Source organism: Nocardia sp. CA-135398 (genome assembly GCF_050955845.1).
In the GTDB taxonomy this organism is placed as follows: domain Bacteria; phylum Actinomycetota; class Actinomycetes; order Mycobacteriales; family Mycobacteriaceae; genus Nocardia.
This window is the reverse complement of sequence record NZ_CP192084.1, coordinates 3,954,184-3,968,271: the sequence shown is the minus strand read 5'-3', so window position 1 is coordinate 3,968,271 and position 14,088 is coordinate 3,954,184. Positions and strand designations below refer to the sequence as shown.

Sequence of the window (14,088 nt, the reverse complement as noted above, 5' to 3'; positions counted from 1 at the left end):
GGTCCTATCGAACACCCCGCCGCAACTCGCTCAGCACCCCTTCGGCGCTGCGTGCCGCCACAATGCAGGCATTGGCCGTGAACTGATCCGCGAGTGGGTGTTCGGCACGGGTTCGCCATCGCCGGATCTCCGCCAATGCGATGTCCTGGCCGAGGCCCGCTACCGCGAATGGTTCGATTCCCAGGCGTTCGGCTGGTCCGGTCCCGCGACCGCCGATCACCCGTTGCAGATCGGTGAGTTCGTGCTCGGATAACGCTGTCTCGGTGGAGCGGAGGCGACTGAGCAGGCGGAGCTCTTCGAAACCGTGCACATTCGCGAGCAGTGTCGCCACCTCCCCGCGCAGCGGTGCGGCCTGCGGACCCCGGTTGGCATCGAATATCTGCCGCAGCATCAGCAGCGCGGTATGTGCCTTCAATTCGTCGGCGCGCTGACCGAACTGAATGTCGATGACACGCTCGAGTTCGCCGATGCCACTGCGGGCGATCAGTTCGTCGACCAGAGCCGCCGAAGTGCTGGCACCGCCCCGTAATCGAGTCAGCGCCATGTTGATTCCGAACAGACCGAGACGTCTGACGAGATGCTGTCGTGCCGCACAATCGATCGGCAGATAATCCGCGTGCTGGAATCGATCGGCCGAGAGCATGGCCAATTCCAGATCGGCCGGTGCCACGGTGGCCAGCTGGCGAAGGGCCACGAACTCGCTCTGCCGCAGCGTTTTCGCGGTAAAGGCGAGCAAACCCGCGACCGGTACGGCCGCCTGACACAGACCCGTCATTTCCAATTCGCGAGTGAATTCTTTGGCTGCCGCGCGGGCAGAGTGCATTGCGTCCGGATGGCCCGCGCCGAGTTCGTCCGCCCGAGACAGGACGCCGATGATGCCGAGCGGACCGGCATTACCGCCGACATGCTCGCCGATCTGACGAATCAGTGCGAGGTCGGAATCATCGAGGGAACGAAACAGATAGACCACCGCGTCGGCTCCGGCGGAGCCGGTATCCGGAGTCAGCAACCGCAGTGTGCGCGCGGATACGTCCCTCGACAATGAGGTGGTTCCTGGGGTGTCGATGATCGTGGTGCGCGCCAGGCGGGGCACCGGCCAGTCGACATCGATTCGATCGACCTGCGCCGCCATGAGCTTGCCGAGGTCGAAGGTCAGACCACCATCGGCTCGCTGTATCGGCACATACTCCGACCGGCCGCCCGCGAGCCGTGCGATGACCGTCGGGGTGGCGCCGTGCCGATACCAGGTCACGACCCGGGTGCACTCGGTGGCGTCGGTCGGGGCGATATCTTGGCCGACGAGTGCGTTGAGAAGTGTCGACTTTCCGGCCTTGACGGCACCGGCCAGTGCGATGCGCAGCGGTTCGTGCAGCCGTCGCGCCCCTTCCTCCAGCGGGTCGGTAGCGGCACGGTTGCCGAAGTAGACGCGATGGGCTTGCTCGATGATTCTGTCGACCCGCGCGATCGGCGCCGCGGTGTTCATATCGGCACCCGGGTAACCCGCTCCGGCTGCCGCGAAGCGTCGCCCAGCATGGTTTCACCCATACCGAACATCATCGCGCCATCGCACCCGCCGCGCGTACCCAACACTTCTTTCTCTGCCGTGACCATCACCGATGGTCCCAGGCACAACCCGAGGTCTGAGGGTTTCCAACCCGGGGGAGGATGATCTTCCGCGCATTCTACGAGGAGAGTTGGTGGTGTTCATGTGCGGGAAGCCTTCGACGGACGAGGGCGTCCCTGAAGCACCCAGTCGAAGGAACGAACATGAAGAGCACCAAAATTCGCGCAGCCGTCGCAACGGCAGCGCTCGCACCGATGATTGCCCTCGGCTCAGGCATTGCTACCGCCGATCCCGCCCCGGCCAATCCGCCTGCGCCTGTCCAAGTGGCGCCCGCTTCAGAACAACTGCCACAGGCGACCGATCCCGCCTTCTTGTGGTGGAACCCATTCCTGTGGTGGGTCTGCTTCATTCCGCCGATCTTCCCGTTCGGCACGGGCATCTGCCTCGTATAACCGGATAGTTGCAGCTCGAGCGATTGGATTGGACATGTTCAGGAAGCTCGCGAGGGCTGCGACTGTGCTCGCAGCATGCGCAGCGCTGGCCGGGGTGCAAGCAGGCACTGCGCATGCCACAGGCCCGGCGGTATTGGGCGGCGGTTCCGGCATCATCGTCGATGACCTCGGCGTCTGCACGCTCACCACGATCGGGCACGATGCCGCGGGTCGGCTTGTCGGGATCACCGCGGGTCACTGCAATGACGCGGGTACCACGATCATCGCCGAAGCCAACCGTGATGCCGGGGTCGTCGGCAACTTCGCCTACTCGAACCCCAATATGGACTATGCCGTCATTGTGTTCGACCCGGACAAGGTCGTACCTGTGAATCGCGTGGGTAATACGACGATTACCCGATTGGGCGGTCCGGCACAGTTCCCGGACATCGCGTGCAAGGAAGGCTATACGACGGGCCAGACCTGCGGATTGGCCTACGGAGACGTGTACCAGACCAACACCTGGACCTGGACGCAGATATGTGTCCTGCCCGGTGACTCCGGCGCGCCGGTCGTGGTCGGAACAACGCTCGTCGGCATGGTGAACGGATACCTGAGAGTGCCGTGCCTTGGACCGGAACTCGGAGCGAATATCGCCGCAATCATGGACGACGTCAACGCGCGCGGTGACATCGGAGCGGGTTTCCATCCGATCTAGCTGTCGACCGTGCCGGACCGAGCGAGTTGCCGCGCGGCCCACTGGGTGCGCGACGCACAACATCCGAAGTCCTACCGTCCGTGGTGATTGACGATCACGCCGCTCTCGAGCGCGCGTTCGACCAGAAACATGCGTTTTTTGTTCTGTGGGAAGGATTCGACGTCGAATATTTTGAACAGCGCCCGCATGTGGGTCTTGACCGTGGCGACGCTGAGACAGAGTTCGTGGGCAATCTGCCAGTTCGATGCGGGATAGGTGAATCCGGTCCGAGCGTCGTACGGGCGACACAAGGCCTCGAGAATTAGATATTGCGCGTCGGTCAGCGCGCTCCGGGTGGGCAGGCTGCTCTGGGCGATCGTTACTTCATCTTCGGATGGGTGGTCGTCGTCCGTGAAGATGAATACCGATTTCCCGAAGCGGATCGTATCGCCGGACTCGAGTTTGCGACAACCGTCGACGCGCTCGCCGTTGACGAAGGTCCCATTTGTCGACAGCCCATTATCGATGACGACCCAGTAGTCGCTCACCCGCTCGATAATCGCGTGTAGGCGCGAGACGGTCGCGTCGGCGCCCACGGTTATGTCGGCCGCCTCCGACCGCCCGATTGTCACACTGTGCGCGTCGCGATCGAGCGGAATCTCCTGCCAATTTCCCTGGCCGATCCGGTGCGACAGGGTGCCACCCCCGGCTGACTGTTCGCGCGCATGCACGCCTGCGTCTGGGTACGGCCCGGGACGCAGTGCCTGTTGTCCGTATGACGTGGACATGATGCGTCGTTCCCAATCCGAGGTACGTCGTGAACTGCGGGCACCGATTTGTATGACTCAGAATGCGCCTTTCTGCCGGCAATTTGTGCGAATTCAACTAACTTGATGCACGGGGTGGGGGGCTGATCGTTCCACCGGTCCGATTTCTGCCGCTATTCCACACCATGGTGCGGTTAGCGGGATATCGGGTTGTTCGTTCGGTCGCGACTATGCCCCAAGGTGGTAGCTTGCTCCGTTTATTGCGGATCCGGGGCGGGCAGCGGCCAGCGATCCACCGTGTGCAACGTCGAACCGGCTTGGCGCGCATAGTGTTCGGCGTGCAGGGCCGCCGGATGTAGTCGGCGGGCGGCCGCCAGCCAGCCGCCCGCTTGGCGGAGTACTTCGGCGCGGGTGAGCGGAGGGTCGTTCCCCAGCAGCAGACCACCGTGTTCGGGGGCCAGGACGACCGCCGATCCGAGGTGCTGGAGGCAGCGGCCGGTACCGAGATCGTCTTCGAGCTCGCGGTAGGCGGTGAGGGCGTGTTGCCAGTGCCGAAGCGCCCGGCGGGGTTCACCACGGGTCCACCACAGGACGCCAAGGGTTTCATGCGTCTGGGCACGACCTGCGGGGTCGCGGCCGTCGCGAGTCAGGGATTCGGCCAATTCCAGGCGGTCCTGGGCGGCGTCCAGCCGACCCTGATGCAGGTGGACGACGGCCAGGTTGATCAGCGCGCAGACCACCCCGGCCAGATCCGTGCGCGGCAGCAGCCACCAGGCGGCTTCCAGTTGCTCGGCCGACTCGGACAGCACGGTCGGACTCGGCGGCTCGGCGTGCAGTCGATGCAGCGCGGTGTAGTGCGACCAGCGCGCCGACAGACTGGTGGACAGGGCGCGCGACCCGCTTGCAGCAAAGCTCTTCTCGTCCCCATGCTCCCCCAACAGAGCGGTGATGGTATCGCCGAGGATTATTGCATCACCCTGCTAGTCGGGAAGGAGCTTTCCCAAGGGGCCCAAGTCGATGTTGAGATCTTCTGGGGTGAGGCCGAAATGGTCGCGCAGCTCGTCCATGCGTTGTTCGAGCAGCATCAGGGTGGTGCCGATGCGTTCGATCTGGGTCTCGGTCAGATCGCCCGCGTCCACGCGTCGCAGGGCCTGCCGTTCCATCAGCTGCCGCAGCAGCTCCACCAGTGTGAGCACGAGCGTGACCAGACCGCGCTCGACGGATTCGGGGTTGGTATCGATACGCGGTGGAATGCCACCGATTTCATCCATCTCGGGGCGGTTCCAGTTCGGGGTGTGCCGCGGATTCGACCGCGGAGACAGATAACGTACTGACGGATGAGATGAGGGCGCGCAGCGAGATCGCGACCAGATCGACGTCCGCGATGGCCAGCCTGATATCGCCGGTGATGACTACCCCGCCCGCCAGCACTCGGTCCAACAGATCGACGAGTGCGACCCGGCGCTCGCCGTCGACGCTCTGGTCGGCCGGTCTCATATCGGCTCCTGGTCAACGCCCGCGAACGAATACGGCGGCCACGGACCGGTGATTTCGAGTCGGATGCCGGGCAATTCCTCGCCGAGTTCACGTACCGTCGCGGCGAAGTCGTCGGCGCGGTCGTCATCGACCAGATAGGTGCCGTTGAGCACCATCCAGTCGCGGCGTCCGCTCAGCGCCGGATCTGTCGCCGCTTGGCGACGTCCCGCGGCGGAGTGTCGGACCAAGCTGGCGTGGATCTGCTCGGCCCGCTCCGCCGCGTCGCGTTCCACAGTCGCCTGTGCAGACAGTTCCGCCCGGCGACGGGCCAGATAGGCTGTGCCCCTGCCCTTTTCGGCCCCCATGCTCGACCGGGCATCGGCCACGGCGGCGGTGAGGGCGGCGCGGTCGGTGTAGGCTTTCACGCCCCACTCGGTGCGTCCGGTCACCAGGGTCAGCGCTGCGACGAAGTCCGCGCGCCGCGCGTCGAGCAGTTCGCGCACCCGCTCGTCGTCGAGAAAGACAGTGGCCAGGCGCAGCGGGACGGTCGGTCCGCGGCGCACCAGGGCCGACACGACCGCGTCGTGCGCGCGAGCCGTCGCAGCCAGCCAGTCCAGATCCTCCAGGTTCCGCCGTAGTGGCTGCTCCCCGAATACCGCGAGCGGCACCGATCCGACGAACGCCGCCAGCACATCCGAAACCACCGTGCATACCCGCTCGCCCGCCACGCCGGTCATCGAGCCGGAGTCCGCCGCGGCGTCCGCGGCGCGGGTCACCGCGTACAGCCAGACACCGAACTCGTCAGTCACGCCGCCTCGATTCCCTGGGCTCGCGGCGACGTTCGATAGATTGCGGGACCTCGCGTCCTGCCTCGAGTTCGGCGATCCGGTCGCGCAGTTCCCGGTTCTCCAGTTCGAGGTCGTGATCCTGCCGCTCGAGTGTGTGGGCCTTGCTGTTGAGCCAGGGGTCGGTTTCCCACCAGTCGATGCCCACCGCCTTGGCCGTTTCCAAGGACGCGATGACCAGTCGCAGCTTGATCGTGAGCAATTCGATGTCGAGCAGATTCACCTGGATATCGCCCGCGATCACCAGGCCCTTGTCGAGCACCCGTTCGAGGATGTCGGCGAGATTCGTCGAGTGATGTCCGCCTCCGAACGGCTGCGGTTCGGACGAGCCGCCACCGACCACCGTCATCGTCGATCTCTTCCGCCGATATCGGTGCTGCCGCGGTAATAGCGCCTGGTTCTGCGGTAGGCCAGCAGACCTCCGTCCAAATCGAGCTCGAGCTCGTAAAGCGCCAACATGTCCCCCGATGACGGGATACGGCGATCCTCGAGCACCTCCATCTCGACCAGCCAGCCGTCCTCGATGGGCTCCATGGAGGTCACTCCCTCCACGTGCTTGGAGGTCAGCTCCACGAGGATCTCGATTGCCGCGGCCGAGGCCTGCGCCGCGGTGATGGGAGGCGGCTCGTCCGACACCGAGTCCACATTCTCGGGGTTTTCGGGAGTGGTCATGCGTGCCACGCGAGTCACTCCTTCCGGGTGTTCGCCGTCGTGTCGCCTTCGGGCCGGAGGCGATCCAGAACGGCCCGCTGCGCTTGTTTCCGCTCGTCTTCGGACAGGCGCCCGGCGGCCGCGGCCGCATCGATCTCCTCGAGTTCGTGCCGCACTGCTGCGGGACTTTGTAGCTGCTGCTCTACCTGGTCCTGGATCAGTTCGCCCAGCCAGATCACGCCGCGCACCGGAGCGAGGGGCAACGACAAGATCGCTGAGACCAGACCCATGGTTCAGCTCTCGGGTGCCTGCTTGGTCACGAAGTCGTAGGCCGCCATAGGTCCGAGCAGGGACAGTTCGACTCGGTCGTCCCAATCCGAGGCGATCCGGCGCAACACATCCTCGAGATCGCCTTGCCGATCCCTGTCGAGTAGGACCGCGATATGGACCGCGTCCTCCTCGTGGGTGGGCTGGCGCTGGTTGACGAGCGGGTCGAACTCGTCGAGTTCGGAAATCACTCTGCGGGTGTCCTCGGCGCGTTTGGCTTCGATCGCCTGATTGATCATCTCGCCCAGCGCGATCCGGGCATCGCGGGTGGCGTCTTCGGGTTTGTCGCGGATCTCCTCGCGCAACCGGGCGACTTCGGCGTTTTCCTCGACGAGTTCACGCAGGACGGCATTCTCGACGTAGCGTCCCTTGATCACGAACTGTGCGCGACCCTCCAGTTCAGCCAGGGCGGCCCGGAACTCGTCCTCGTGTTCCCCGAGCAACTCGTTCTCCACCGCCCCGGCATCGGTCATCACCGCGCCGAAACGCAACGGCAGCACCGGAACCACGGCCGCCGACTCGTCCAGCAGCTTGGCGTGCGCGGCGAGGTCATCGGGCTCGCCGAGCGGGCGATCGGTGGTGATGTCACTGACCAGCGCGGCGATCTCGCCGTGCCGGACCACTTCGACATTGCTCGGGGGATCGCCGACACCACTGGCATGCGGCTGCGGCTCCACATCTGCGGGCACGATTCCATAGACGTACAGGGCGTGGCCGGTGGTCATCATTCCTCCCTGCGCCTGGAAGACCGGGGCGCTGTCTGGCGCCTCTCCTCGACGTCGTCGAGGAAGCCCTTGACTTTCTCGCCCGCCGCCTCCAGCGCACCCTTCGTCTTGTGTTTGCTCGCGCCTTCGGTGACCTCGCCGACGATATCGGTCAAGCCCTTGGGTTCACTGGTGGAAATTTCGAGCCGGTTGACCGCCTCGGCAAAGCGCAGATACGTGTCGACGCTGGCCACTACGACTCGGGCGTCGACGGTCACCAATTCGATGCCGACCAGCGACACGCGCGCGAACGCGTCGATGACCAGGCCTTTGTCCAGAATCGTGTCCACAACGTCGGCGAGGCTGGAGGAATTCGGGCGCGCCATGGTGCCGGTTCCGCCACCGCCTGCGGGTTCGATGGTCATGTTCGTGCTCTCCTCTCGCTCGACCGGCGCGCCGCTGTAGTGCGGCGCTGAGAGCCCGAGCGACGGCGGCGTGGGGCGGGCGCGGGCTGTTCGTCCTCGCCTTGCTCGTCCTCGTCGAACTCGTCGGACTCGTCCGTGCCTTCCTCTTCGTCTCGGTCTTCGTCGTCGACGGTTTCGGCCTCGGCGTCTTCTTCGCGCCGTGCGGTCTCGTCGTCCTTGACGACCTTGCTGTCGTGGATCTCGCCGTGCCAGCCCACGACGTCATCAGGATGCAGCACAGCCTCGGTCATGACGTGCCGCTCGAATTGCTTCAGTTCCAGGCGGCACCGGCGACCGGCCGCGCGCCACAGGTTGGCTGTCTTCTCGAAGACTCCGTGCGGTCGGTATTCGAGCACCACGAGAATGCGGGTGAGGCCCGGTGTGATCTCGTGGAAGCTCACCGCGCCGTCGATGTAACCCTTGGCGCCTTCGGAACGCCACACGATTCGCTCGTAGGGCACCTGCTCGACGATCGTGGATTTCCAAGTCCGCCTGGACCAGAAGACCTTGCCGGTCCAAGTGAGTTTCTCGTCCGAGACCTGCTCGACCTGCTCGACCTTCTTGGCGAACTTCGGAAAATCCGCGAACTGGGTCCACTGGTCATAGGCCAGGTCGATCGGAACGCCGAGATCGAGGTGCTCGACGATATTGGTCAGTTTGCGCTGCTTGCCGCCCCCCTTGCCTTTACCGCGGGTCATCGACTCCTTCGCCGCTTCGAAGTTGTCGCGGACGGTGTGCTTCAGCTTGTCCATCCCCGCACTCATCGAAGCTCGCAGTGGTAGGGCGCCCACGCTGAGTTTTTCCACTCCCGTCAACGCCGAAAATAGGCTTCCCCCGCCGTCGTCGGCGTATTGATTGAGCCGGTCGGCGGTCTTCGATACCTTGCCGGACAGCCCGGCAGCCGCGCGTGCGGCCAGGGTTGCGGTGAGATTCTGCACCGATTGCTGCAGGGGGCTGGTCGGGACGGCTTGTTGGGCCTTGCGCTGGATGGTCGATCCCGCCCCGGTCGCGGCCTTGGTGGCCCGGCCAGCGGACTCGACGCCCTTCTTACCGACTCGGGCCGTCGTATCACGCAATGTCTTGGCCGCCATCGGCCTCATCTCCTCGTGCGTCGCACGGGCGCTTCATCGGGTTCATCGGTTTCGGCGCGACTACGGCGTCGACGGGGCGATGGCGCCTTCCGGTCGGCGGAGCCGGGCGCACGGTCCGAAGTCGGGGAGGCCGTCCTGCGCCCGGCGGTACGCGTGCGGCGTGCCCGCGGGCGCGCGCTTGGCCGCTCGGAATCGTCCTCGTCGTACTCGTCTCGGGCTCGCTCGGAATCGTCCTCGTCGTACTCGTCTTCGTCTTCCTCGGCCGGTTCTTCCTCAGCGCGTTCTTCTTCGGCGGGTTCTTCTTCGGCCAGTTCTTCCTCGGGCCGCTCGTCCTCGTCCGAATCCGGCTCCCGTGACTCGCCTCGGTCCTCCTCCGAATCGAGTATCGCGGGCTGCTGCAACCGGGCGTTGAGTGCGTCGATGCGGTTGCTCGCTGCGGTGACCGCGGCGGAGCGCACAGCGCCCAGCAACTCACTCTTGACGGTATCGGTGATCTGGGTCAGCTCCGGCGACGATTTGAGCAACGATGTCCCGCGCTCGAGCAGATCCCCCGACGTTCCGGCCGACCGCCTCGACATTGCCGCACCCGCCAGCGCCAATGCCAAGCGCATCTTTCGCGTGCGCCCCAGCACATACCCGATGCCCACCCCTATCGCAATTCTTACTCCACCTTTCACGGCTCACTCCTTGCTCGCCTCGACATCCGAACGCATCAGCGAAGCTGGGACGTCCGAGATACGACGCCCAGAGTGGGATGGATCGGGACGCAGAACATTCGGCAAACTTCAGCGTATTCCTGGTTACCGGATAGGTCCATGGGTGCGGCCCGCGAAAGCGGTCGGACTTCGAGGTTCACCCGGACAATGATCTGCGCCGGGTCCAGCCTGGACCTTCCGGCGCCAGCCGGATGGTCCGCGATGCCGTCGGAGCGGGGTATTTCACCCGGGTCGACTCCGCACACAATCGGCGGCGAGTAGTCCTGACGCTCACCGACAACGGTCGAGACCGGCTCACCGCGTCCCAGGACTCGCAGCGTCGATGCTTCGATCGGCTCACCGCGTCCTTGCCCGAACGCTACCGCCGCCAATTCGCCGCCTACCCGCAACGTCTCGCCGACGAGACAACCCGCGACGGCGCTGAGTAGCGTCGACCGGTATGGCTACACCCCAGCACCCGGTCGCCACTGCGGGTACGCGAAAGTTGGCCGCGGCCTGCCGGGCGGAGATTCCAGTGCTGACCCGGCGGTTGCTATCGGCGATCTTCACCGACAACCCGGAGTGGACCGACTACACCTCGGTGCCGCGCAGGGAGTTACAGGAAGGGTGTCGGCAATATCTGACCCGGATTCTGGATCTCCTCGGCGGGGCGGCGACCGATCCCGAACACGACGATGTGGCCGCGGCGATCGGCAGGCATCGCGCGGCGCAGGCGGTGCCGTTGGAGGCGATGCTGCGCACCTTCCGGCTCGGCGGCGGAATCGTGTGGGAGGCGTTGCTGGACAAGGCCGATGCGATTGAGGCGCGGGAGATCCGCGAGGCGGGTACCGCGATGTGGACGGTGATCGATGGGTTGTCCTCGGCGCTGGTCACCTCGTATCGCAATGCCGAACTCGAACAGGTGCGCCGCGACGAGCGCCGCAGGCATGCGCTGATCGAGGATCTGCTCGCCGGGCGCGCGCATGATGCGACCTTCGCCGCGCGGGTGGCGCGCGAGCTGAACCTGCCCGTCCAGGGTGCGTATCTGGTGGTCGCGGTCCGCGGCGGCGAGGGGCGGCCGCTGCGCGCGGGCACCGAAACCGCATTGGGCGCGTTGGGGATTCGGTCGGTATGGCATGACCGGGTGGATGCCACGATCGGGTTGGTGTCGCTGGCCCGTCACGACAGCGCTACCGTGCTTACTCATCTTCGCCCCCAGATACGCGGACTGGCCGGAGTCTCGCCCGCCGTCGGGGGACTCGCCGATGTCGATTCCGCGCACGCCCTAGCCCTGATCGCGATGCAGACAATGCCCTGGGACGCAACGGGATTGGTCGCTCTTGACGAACGTTATCCGGAAGCGCTGCTGGTCCGGTCGCCCGACCTGACCGAGCTGCTGGTCACCCGAACCCTCGGCCCGGTGCTGGCGCTCCCGTCCAAAGAGCGCGACTCGCTGCTGCACACCCTCGCGGTGTGGCTGGCGGAGAACTGCTCGGCGGCCAATGCCGCGCCGCGTCTGCATTGCCACCGCAATACCGTAATCAACCGGCTGCAACGCCTCTCGACCCTGCTCGATCGTCCGCTCGAAGGGCAGCGTTCCTACCTGGAGCTCTCGCTCGCGCTCGCGGCGCTGCAACTCGGCGCGTCGGCAGAGTACCGATAGCGGAATTGGGCTCAGCGCCCATTCTCGAGACCGATTTCCTGGGCTCAGGAGTGATTGTTTGTGCGCTGGGTGGTGACGAGACTCGTCGATGATGACTCGCGCCATACCCGTGCCGAGTCGAAATCGTTCGAGACGAGGAGCACCACGAGTGCCGGACTTCGATCTTCTGGTGGTCGGCGGCGGCCCCGGCGGCTATGTGGCCGCCATCCGCGCCGCCCAGCACGGCTTGACGGTCGCCTTGGTGGAGAAGGAACGGCCGGGCGGGGTCTGCCTGAATTGGGGCTGCATTCCGACCAAGGCCATGTTGCGATCCGCGGAAGTTCTCCAGACCGTCAGCGCCGCAGCGGATTTCGGTGTCTACGCCGACAATGTGCGCTTCGATTTCGCCGCCGTGCGTCAGCGCAAGGATGGCATCGTCAAGGAACTCACCGACGGTGTCGCGGGTTTGCTCGCGGCCAACGGGGTGACGGTCATCGAGGGCCATGCGCGCTTCATCGATCCCACCACCGTCGAGGTGCACCAGGTGGGCCCCTCCCCCGTCGGCCCTGAAGGCCCGCGCTACGCCGCCGCCCCGACCACGCCGATCCGACAGGTCAGTGCCCGTGATGTGATCATCGCGACCGGCTCGGTGCCCGCTCGGCTGCCGATTCCGGGCGCCGACCTGCCGGGCGTGATCACCTCCGACGGCGCGTTCGGGTTGACCGAGGTGCCGAGGCGGCTGGTGATCATCGGCGGCAGCGCGGTCGGCGCCGAATGGGCCAGCCTGTTCGCCACCTTCGGCGCCGACGTCACGATCGTGGAAATGCAGGAACGGCTCGTTCCCGCGGAGGACACCGATATCGGGGCCGCGCTGGGCCGCTCCTTCGGCAAGCGCGGCATCACGGTGCTCACCGGTTCGACAGTGAAATCCATTGCACAAGAGTCGAATCGAACGCTGCGCGTGACTGTGGACGGCCCACAGGCGCGCGAGCTCGATGCCGACGTCGTACTGGTCGGTGTCGGTCGACGACCCAACACCGCCGACCTCGGTGTGGATATCGCCGCGATCGCCACCGACGACCGGGGATTCATCACCGTCGACGAGCAGTTGCGTACCGGTACCGCGCACGTGTACGCCATCGGCGACGTCACCGGTCGGGCGCTGCTCGCGCATGTCGCCTCCCATCAAGGCCTCACCGCCGCCGATGTGATCGCCGGACACCGGGCCCATATCGATTACACGGTGATCCCGGCGGCTACCTTCACCCATCCGGAGATCGCCAGCGTCGGACTCACCGAGGCCGCCGCCCGTGCCGCCGGGCACGAGGTGATCACCGCGCGCTTCCCGTTCGCGGCCCTGGGTCGAGCCAAAACCTTCGGCGAGACCGAGGGTTTCGTGAAAATCATTGCCGGGCAACAGCATCAGGAGGTCCTCGGTGTGCACATCATCGGGCCCTCGGCGAGCGACCTGATCACCGAAGGCGCACTGGCGATTTCGCTCGAGGCGACGCTCGACGAGTTGGCGAACACCATCCATGCCCACCCGACCCTCGGCGAGATCGGCATGGAGGCGGCCCTGGCCGGACTCGGACTGCCCGTACACATCGCGCCACGCAAACGCTGAGGAGTCACCGTGACCACGACCACCGCACCCCGGAAACCCACGTCGAAGGCCGCGGCCCGCAAGGCATTCGCGGGTACCGATCCCGAGACACTGCGCGGCTACTTCCGCGACATGCTGTTCGTGCGCCGCTTCGAGGAGCGCACCGCGCAGGGCTACACCCAGGCCAAGATCGGCGGCTACTGCCATCTCAACCTCGGTGAGGAAGCCACCGTCGTCGGACTCGCCGCGGCGATGCGCCCGACCGACTACTTGTTCACCAACTACCGCGAACACGGCTACGCGATCGCCAAAGGCATCGAGCCCGGCCGGGTGATGGCCGAGCTCTACGGCCGATCCACCGGCACCTCCAAGGGCTGGGGCGGCTCGATGCATATGTTCGACACCGCGACCCGACTGCTCGGCGGCTACGGCATCGTGGGCGGCCAATTGCCCTTGGCCGTCGGCGCCGCACTGGCCATCGACTACCGTGGCGGCGACGATGTGGTGGTCTGCCAAATGGGTGACGGCACAACGAATATCGGCGCATTCCACGAGTCGCTGAATATCGCCGCACTGTGGCACCTGCCGGTAGTTTTCGTGGTGATCAACAACCAGACCGGCATGGGCACCACCGTCGAACAGTCCTCCGCCGAACCCGACCTCTACAAGCGGGCCAGCGCATACCGGATGCGCGGCGAACGAGTCGACGGGACCGATGTGCTCGCGGTACGGGATATCGCCACCGAGTTGGTGGAAGCCGCTCGCCGGGAGGGAAAGCCAGCCCTGTTGGAAGCCGTCAGCCACCGGCTCAAGGGGCATTCGGTCGTCGACCCAGCGAAATACCGTAGTGCCGAAGCGGTTTCGTCCGCGCGCGAATCCGATCCGGTCGCGCGGCTACAGCGCGAGCTGATCGCCGCCGGTCTCCTGGACCAAGACGCGGTCGCCGCCATCGAAGCGGAGGTGAGCGAAGGGGTCGACGCCGCAGTGGCATTCGCCGACGCCAGTCCGCACCCCGAGCCGACCAGCCTGTTCGACTACACCTACGCCACCCCGGTGGCCGGTGAATCCCGACGGCTACCCGCCGATCCGCTGTTCTGAAACCTTCCCGCAACCGCTGAGGACACCACCGTG

Annotated in this window: 19 protein-coding genes; 6 read left to right on the top strand and 13 right to left on the bottom strand. The window is 65.7% G+C overall.

Translation table 11 applies throughout. The features are described 5' to 3' along the window. Window positions 1-4 precede the first annotated feature (4 nt). Window positions 5-1,483, bottom strand: a complete 1,479-nt coding sequence (locus tag ACQP1T_RS17380; protein ID WP_433761514.1) for a dynamin family protein — start codon at window positions 1,481-1,483, stop codon at window positions 5-7. Window positions 1,484-1,767: 284 nt separating this feature from the next. Here ACQP1T_RS17380 and ACQP1T_RS17375 point away from each other — a divergent pair, with 284 nt between their 5' ends. After that, a complete protein-coding gene (locus ACQP1T_RS17375; protein WP_433761513.1) occupies window positions 1,768-2,016 on the top strand; it encodes a hypothetical protein in 249 nt (82 codons plus the stop codon). Between the two features lie 34 nt (window positions 2,017-2,050). Next, the gene (locus ACQP1T_RS17370; RefSeq protein ID WP_433761512.1) at window positions 2,051-2,713 is read left to right on the top strand and encodes a S1 family peptidase; all 663 of its coding nucleotides are present in this window, start codon (window positions 2,051-2,053) and stop codon (window positions 2,711-2,713) included. Between the two features lie 71 nt (window positions 2,714-2,784). Here ACQP1T_RS17370 and ACQP1T_RS17365 read toward each other — a convergent pair whose 3' ends face one another. The 12 genes from ACQP1T_RS17365 to ACQP1T_RS17310 all read right to left on the bottom strand — a co-directional run bounded on the left by ACQP1T_RS17365 (window position 2,785) and on the right by ACQP1T_RS17310 (window position 9,694). Next, window positions 2,785-3,423, bottom strand: a complete 639-nt coding sequence (locus ACQP1T_RS17365; RefSeq protein ID WP_433761511.1) for an FHA domain-containing protein — start codon at window positions 3,421-3,423, stop codon at window positions 2,785-2,787. A 293-nt stretch (window positions 3,424-3,716) separates the two neighbouring features. Further along, a complete protein-coding gene (locus tag ACQP1T_RS17360; protein WP_433761510.1) occupies window positions 3,717-4,397 on the bottom strand; it encodes a tetratricopeptide repeat protein in 681 nt (226 codons plus the stop codon). A 42-nt stretch (window positions 4,398-4,439) separates the two neighbouring features. After that, complete coding sequence (locus ACQP1T_RS17355) at window positions 4,440-4,730, bottom strand: gas vesicle protein K (protein ID WP_433761509.1); 291 nt, start codon at window positions 4,728-4,730, stop codon at window positions 4,440-4,442. Continuing rightward, window positions 4,723-4,956: a gas vesicle protein gene (locus ACQP1T_RS17350; RefSeq protein WP_433761508.1), complete on the bottom strand. Its 234-nt coding sequence runs from the start codon at window positions 4,954-4,956 to the stop codon at window positions 4,723-4,725. The genes ACQP1T_RS17355 and ACQP1T_RS17350 overlap by 8 nt, the downstream gene beginning before the upstream one ends. Next, window positions 4,953-5,744, bottom strand: coding sequence for a GvpL/GvpF family gas vesicle protein (locus ACQP1T_RS17345; RefSeq protein WP_433761507.1), 792 nt, complete (start codon window positions 5,742-5,744; stop codon window positions 4,953-4,955). Before ACQP1T_RS17345 ends, ACQP1T_RS17350 begins: the two co-directional genes overlap by 4 nt. Further along, the gene (gene gvpJ / locus ACQP1T_RS17340) at window positions 5,737-6,129 is read right to left on the bottom strand and encodes a gas vesicle protein GvpJ (protein WP_433761506.1); all 393 of its coding nucleotides are present in this window, start codon (window positions 6,127-6,129) and stop codon (window positions 5,737-5,739) included. The genes ACQP1T_RS17345 and gvpJ (ACQP1T_RS17340) overlap by 8 nt, the downstream gene beginning before the upstream one ends. Then, window positions 6,126-6,452, bottom strand: coding sequence for a gas vesicle protein GvpO (gene gvpO, locus ACQP1T_RS17335; protein ID WP_433762235.1), 327 nt, complete (start codon window positions 6,450-6,452; stop codon window positions 6,126-6,128). Before gvpO ends, gvpJ (ACQP1T_RS17340) begins: the two co-directional genes overlap by 4 nt. A 14-nt stretch (window positions 6,453-6,466) precedes the next feature. Continuing rightward, window positions 6,467-6,721, bottom strand: coding sequence for a gas vesicle protein GvpG (locus tag ACQP1T_RS17330; RefSeq protein WP_433761505.1), 255 nt, complete (start codon window positions 6,719-6,721; stop codon window positions 6,467-6,469). Window positions 6,722-6,724: 3 nt separating this feature from the next. Beyond that, window positions 6,725-7,486 (bottom strand): GvpL/GvpF family gas vesicle protein, encoded by a 762-nt coding sequence (locus tag ACQP1T_RS17325; protein WP_433761504.1) that lies wholly within the window; start codon window positions 7,484-7,486, stop codon window positions 6,725-6,727. Beyond that, window positions 7,483-7,887, bottom strand: coding sequence for a gas vesicle protein GvpJ (gene gvpJ, locus ACQP1T_RS17320; RefSeq protein WP_433761503.1), 405 nt, complete (start codon window positions 7,885-7,887; stop codon window positions 7,483-7,485). Before gvpJ (ACQP1T_RS17320) ends, ACQP1T_RS17325 begins: the two co-directional genes overlap by 4 nt. Beyond that, the gene (locus ACQP1T_RS17315) at window positions 7,884-9,017 is read right to left on the bottom strand and encodes an SRPBCC family protein (protein ID WP_433761502.1); all 1,134 of its coding nucleotides are present in this window, start codon (window positions 9,015-9,017) and stop codon (window positions 7,884-7,886) included. Before ACQP1T_RS17315 ends, gvpJ (ACQP1T_RS17320) begins: the two co-directional genes overlap by 4 nt. Before the next feature lie 5 nt (window positions 9,018-9,022). Next, window positions 9,023-9,694 carry a hypothetical protein gene (locus tag ACQP1T_RS17310; RefSeq protein WP_433761500.1) on the bottom strand — a complete coding sequence of 224 codons (672 nt, stop codon included), beginning with the start codon at window positions 9,692-9,694 and terminating at the stop codon, window positions 9,023-9,025. A 230-nt stretch (window positions 9,695-9,924) separates the two neighbouring features. Here ACQP1T_RS17310 and ACQP1T_RS17305 point away from each other — a divergent pair, with 230 nt between their 5' ends. The 4 genes from ACQP1T_RS17305 (at window position 9,925) to pdhA (ending at window position 14,055) form a co-directional block, all read left to right on the top strand. Then, window positions 9,925-10,161, top strand: a complete 237-nt coding sequence (locus ACQP1T_RS17305; RefSeq protein ID WP_433761499.1) for a hypothetical protein — start codon at window positions 9,925-9,927, stop codon at window positions 10,159-10,161. An 11-nt stretch (window positions 10,162-10,172) separates the two neighbouring features. Then, the gene (locus ACQP1T_RS17300) at window positions 10,173-11,375 is read left to right on the top strand and encodes a PucR family transcriptional regulator (RefSeq protein ID WP_433761497.1); all 1,203 of its coding nucleotides are present in this window, start codon (window positions 10,173-10,175) and stop codon (window positions 11,373-11,375) included. A 148-nt stretch (window positions 11,376-11,523) separates the two neighbouring features. Next, a complete protein-coding gene (gene lpdA, locus ACQP1T_RS17295; protein ID WP_433761495.1) occupies window positions 11,524-12,978 on the top strand; it encodes a dihydrolipoyl dehydrogenase in 1,455 nt (484 codons plus the stop codon). A 9-nt stretch (window positions 12,979-12,987) separates the two neighbouring features. After that, on the top strand, window positions 12,988-14,055 hold the full coding sequence (pdhA, locus tag ACQP1T_RS17290; RefSeq protein ID WP_433761494.1) for a pyruvate dehydrogenase (acetyl-transferring) E1 component subunit alpha: 1,068 nt from the start codon (window positions 12,988-12,990) through the stop codon (window positions 14,053-14,055). Window positions 14,056-14,088: the final 33 nt, after the last annotated feature.

Coding starts and splice junctions, on each gene's coding strand:
- ACQP1T_RS17375 (WP_433761513.1), top strand. CDS start 1,768: ATGAAGAGCACCAAAATTCGCGCAGCCGTCGCAACGGCAGCGCTCGCA.
- ACQP1T_RS17325 (WP_433761504.1), bottom strand. CDS start 7,486: ATGATGACCACCGGCCACGCCCTGTACGTCTATGGAATCGTGCCCGCA.
- ACQP1T_RS17380 (WP_433761514.1), bottom strand. CDS start 1,483: ATGAACACCGCGGCGCCGATCGCGCGGGTCGACAGAATCATCGAGCAA.
- ACQP1T_RS17350 (WP_433761508.1), bottom strand. CDS start 4,956: ATGAGACCGGCCGACCAGAGCGTCGACGGCGAGCGCCGGGTCGCACTC.
- ACQP1T_RS17330 (WP_433761505.1), bottom strand. CDS start 6,721: ATGGGTCTGGTCTCAGCGATCTTGTCGTTGCCCCTCGCTCCGGTGCGC.
- gvpJ (WP_433761503.1), bottom strand. CDS start 7,887: ATGACCATCGAACCCGCAGGCGGTGGCGGAACCGGCACCATGGCGCGC.
- ACQP1T_RS17300 (WP_433761497.1), top strand. CDS start 10,173: ATGGCTACACCCCAGCACCCGGTCGCCACTGCGGGTACGCGAAAGTTG.
- gvpO (WP_433762235.1), bottom strand. CDS start 6,452: ATGACCACTCCCGAAAACCCCGAGAATGTGGACTCGGTGTCGGACGAG.
- ACQP1T_RS17370 (WP_433761512.1), top strand. CDS start 2,051: ATGTTCAGGAAGCTCGCGAGGGCTGCGACTGTGCTCGCAGCATGCGCA.
- ACQP1T_RS17355 (WP_433761509.1), bottom strand. CDS start 4,730: ATGGATGAAATCGGTGGCATTCCACCGCGTATCGATACCAACCCCGAA.
- ACQP1T_RS17315 (WP_433761502.1), bottom strand. CDS start 9,017: ATGGCGGCCAAGACATTGCGTGATACGACGGCCCGAGTCGGTAAGAAG.
- ACQP1T_RS17305 (WP_433761499.1), top strand. CDS start 9,925: ATGGTCCGCGATGCCGTCGGAGCGGGGTATTTCACCCGGGTCGACTCC.
- gvpJ (WP_433761506.1), bottom strand. CDS start 6,129: ATGACGGTGGTCGGTGGCGGCTCGTCCGAACCGCAGCCGTTCGGAGGC.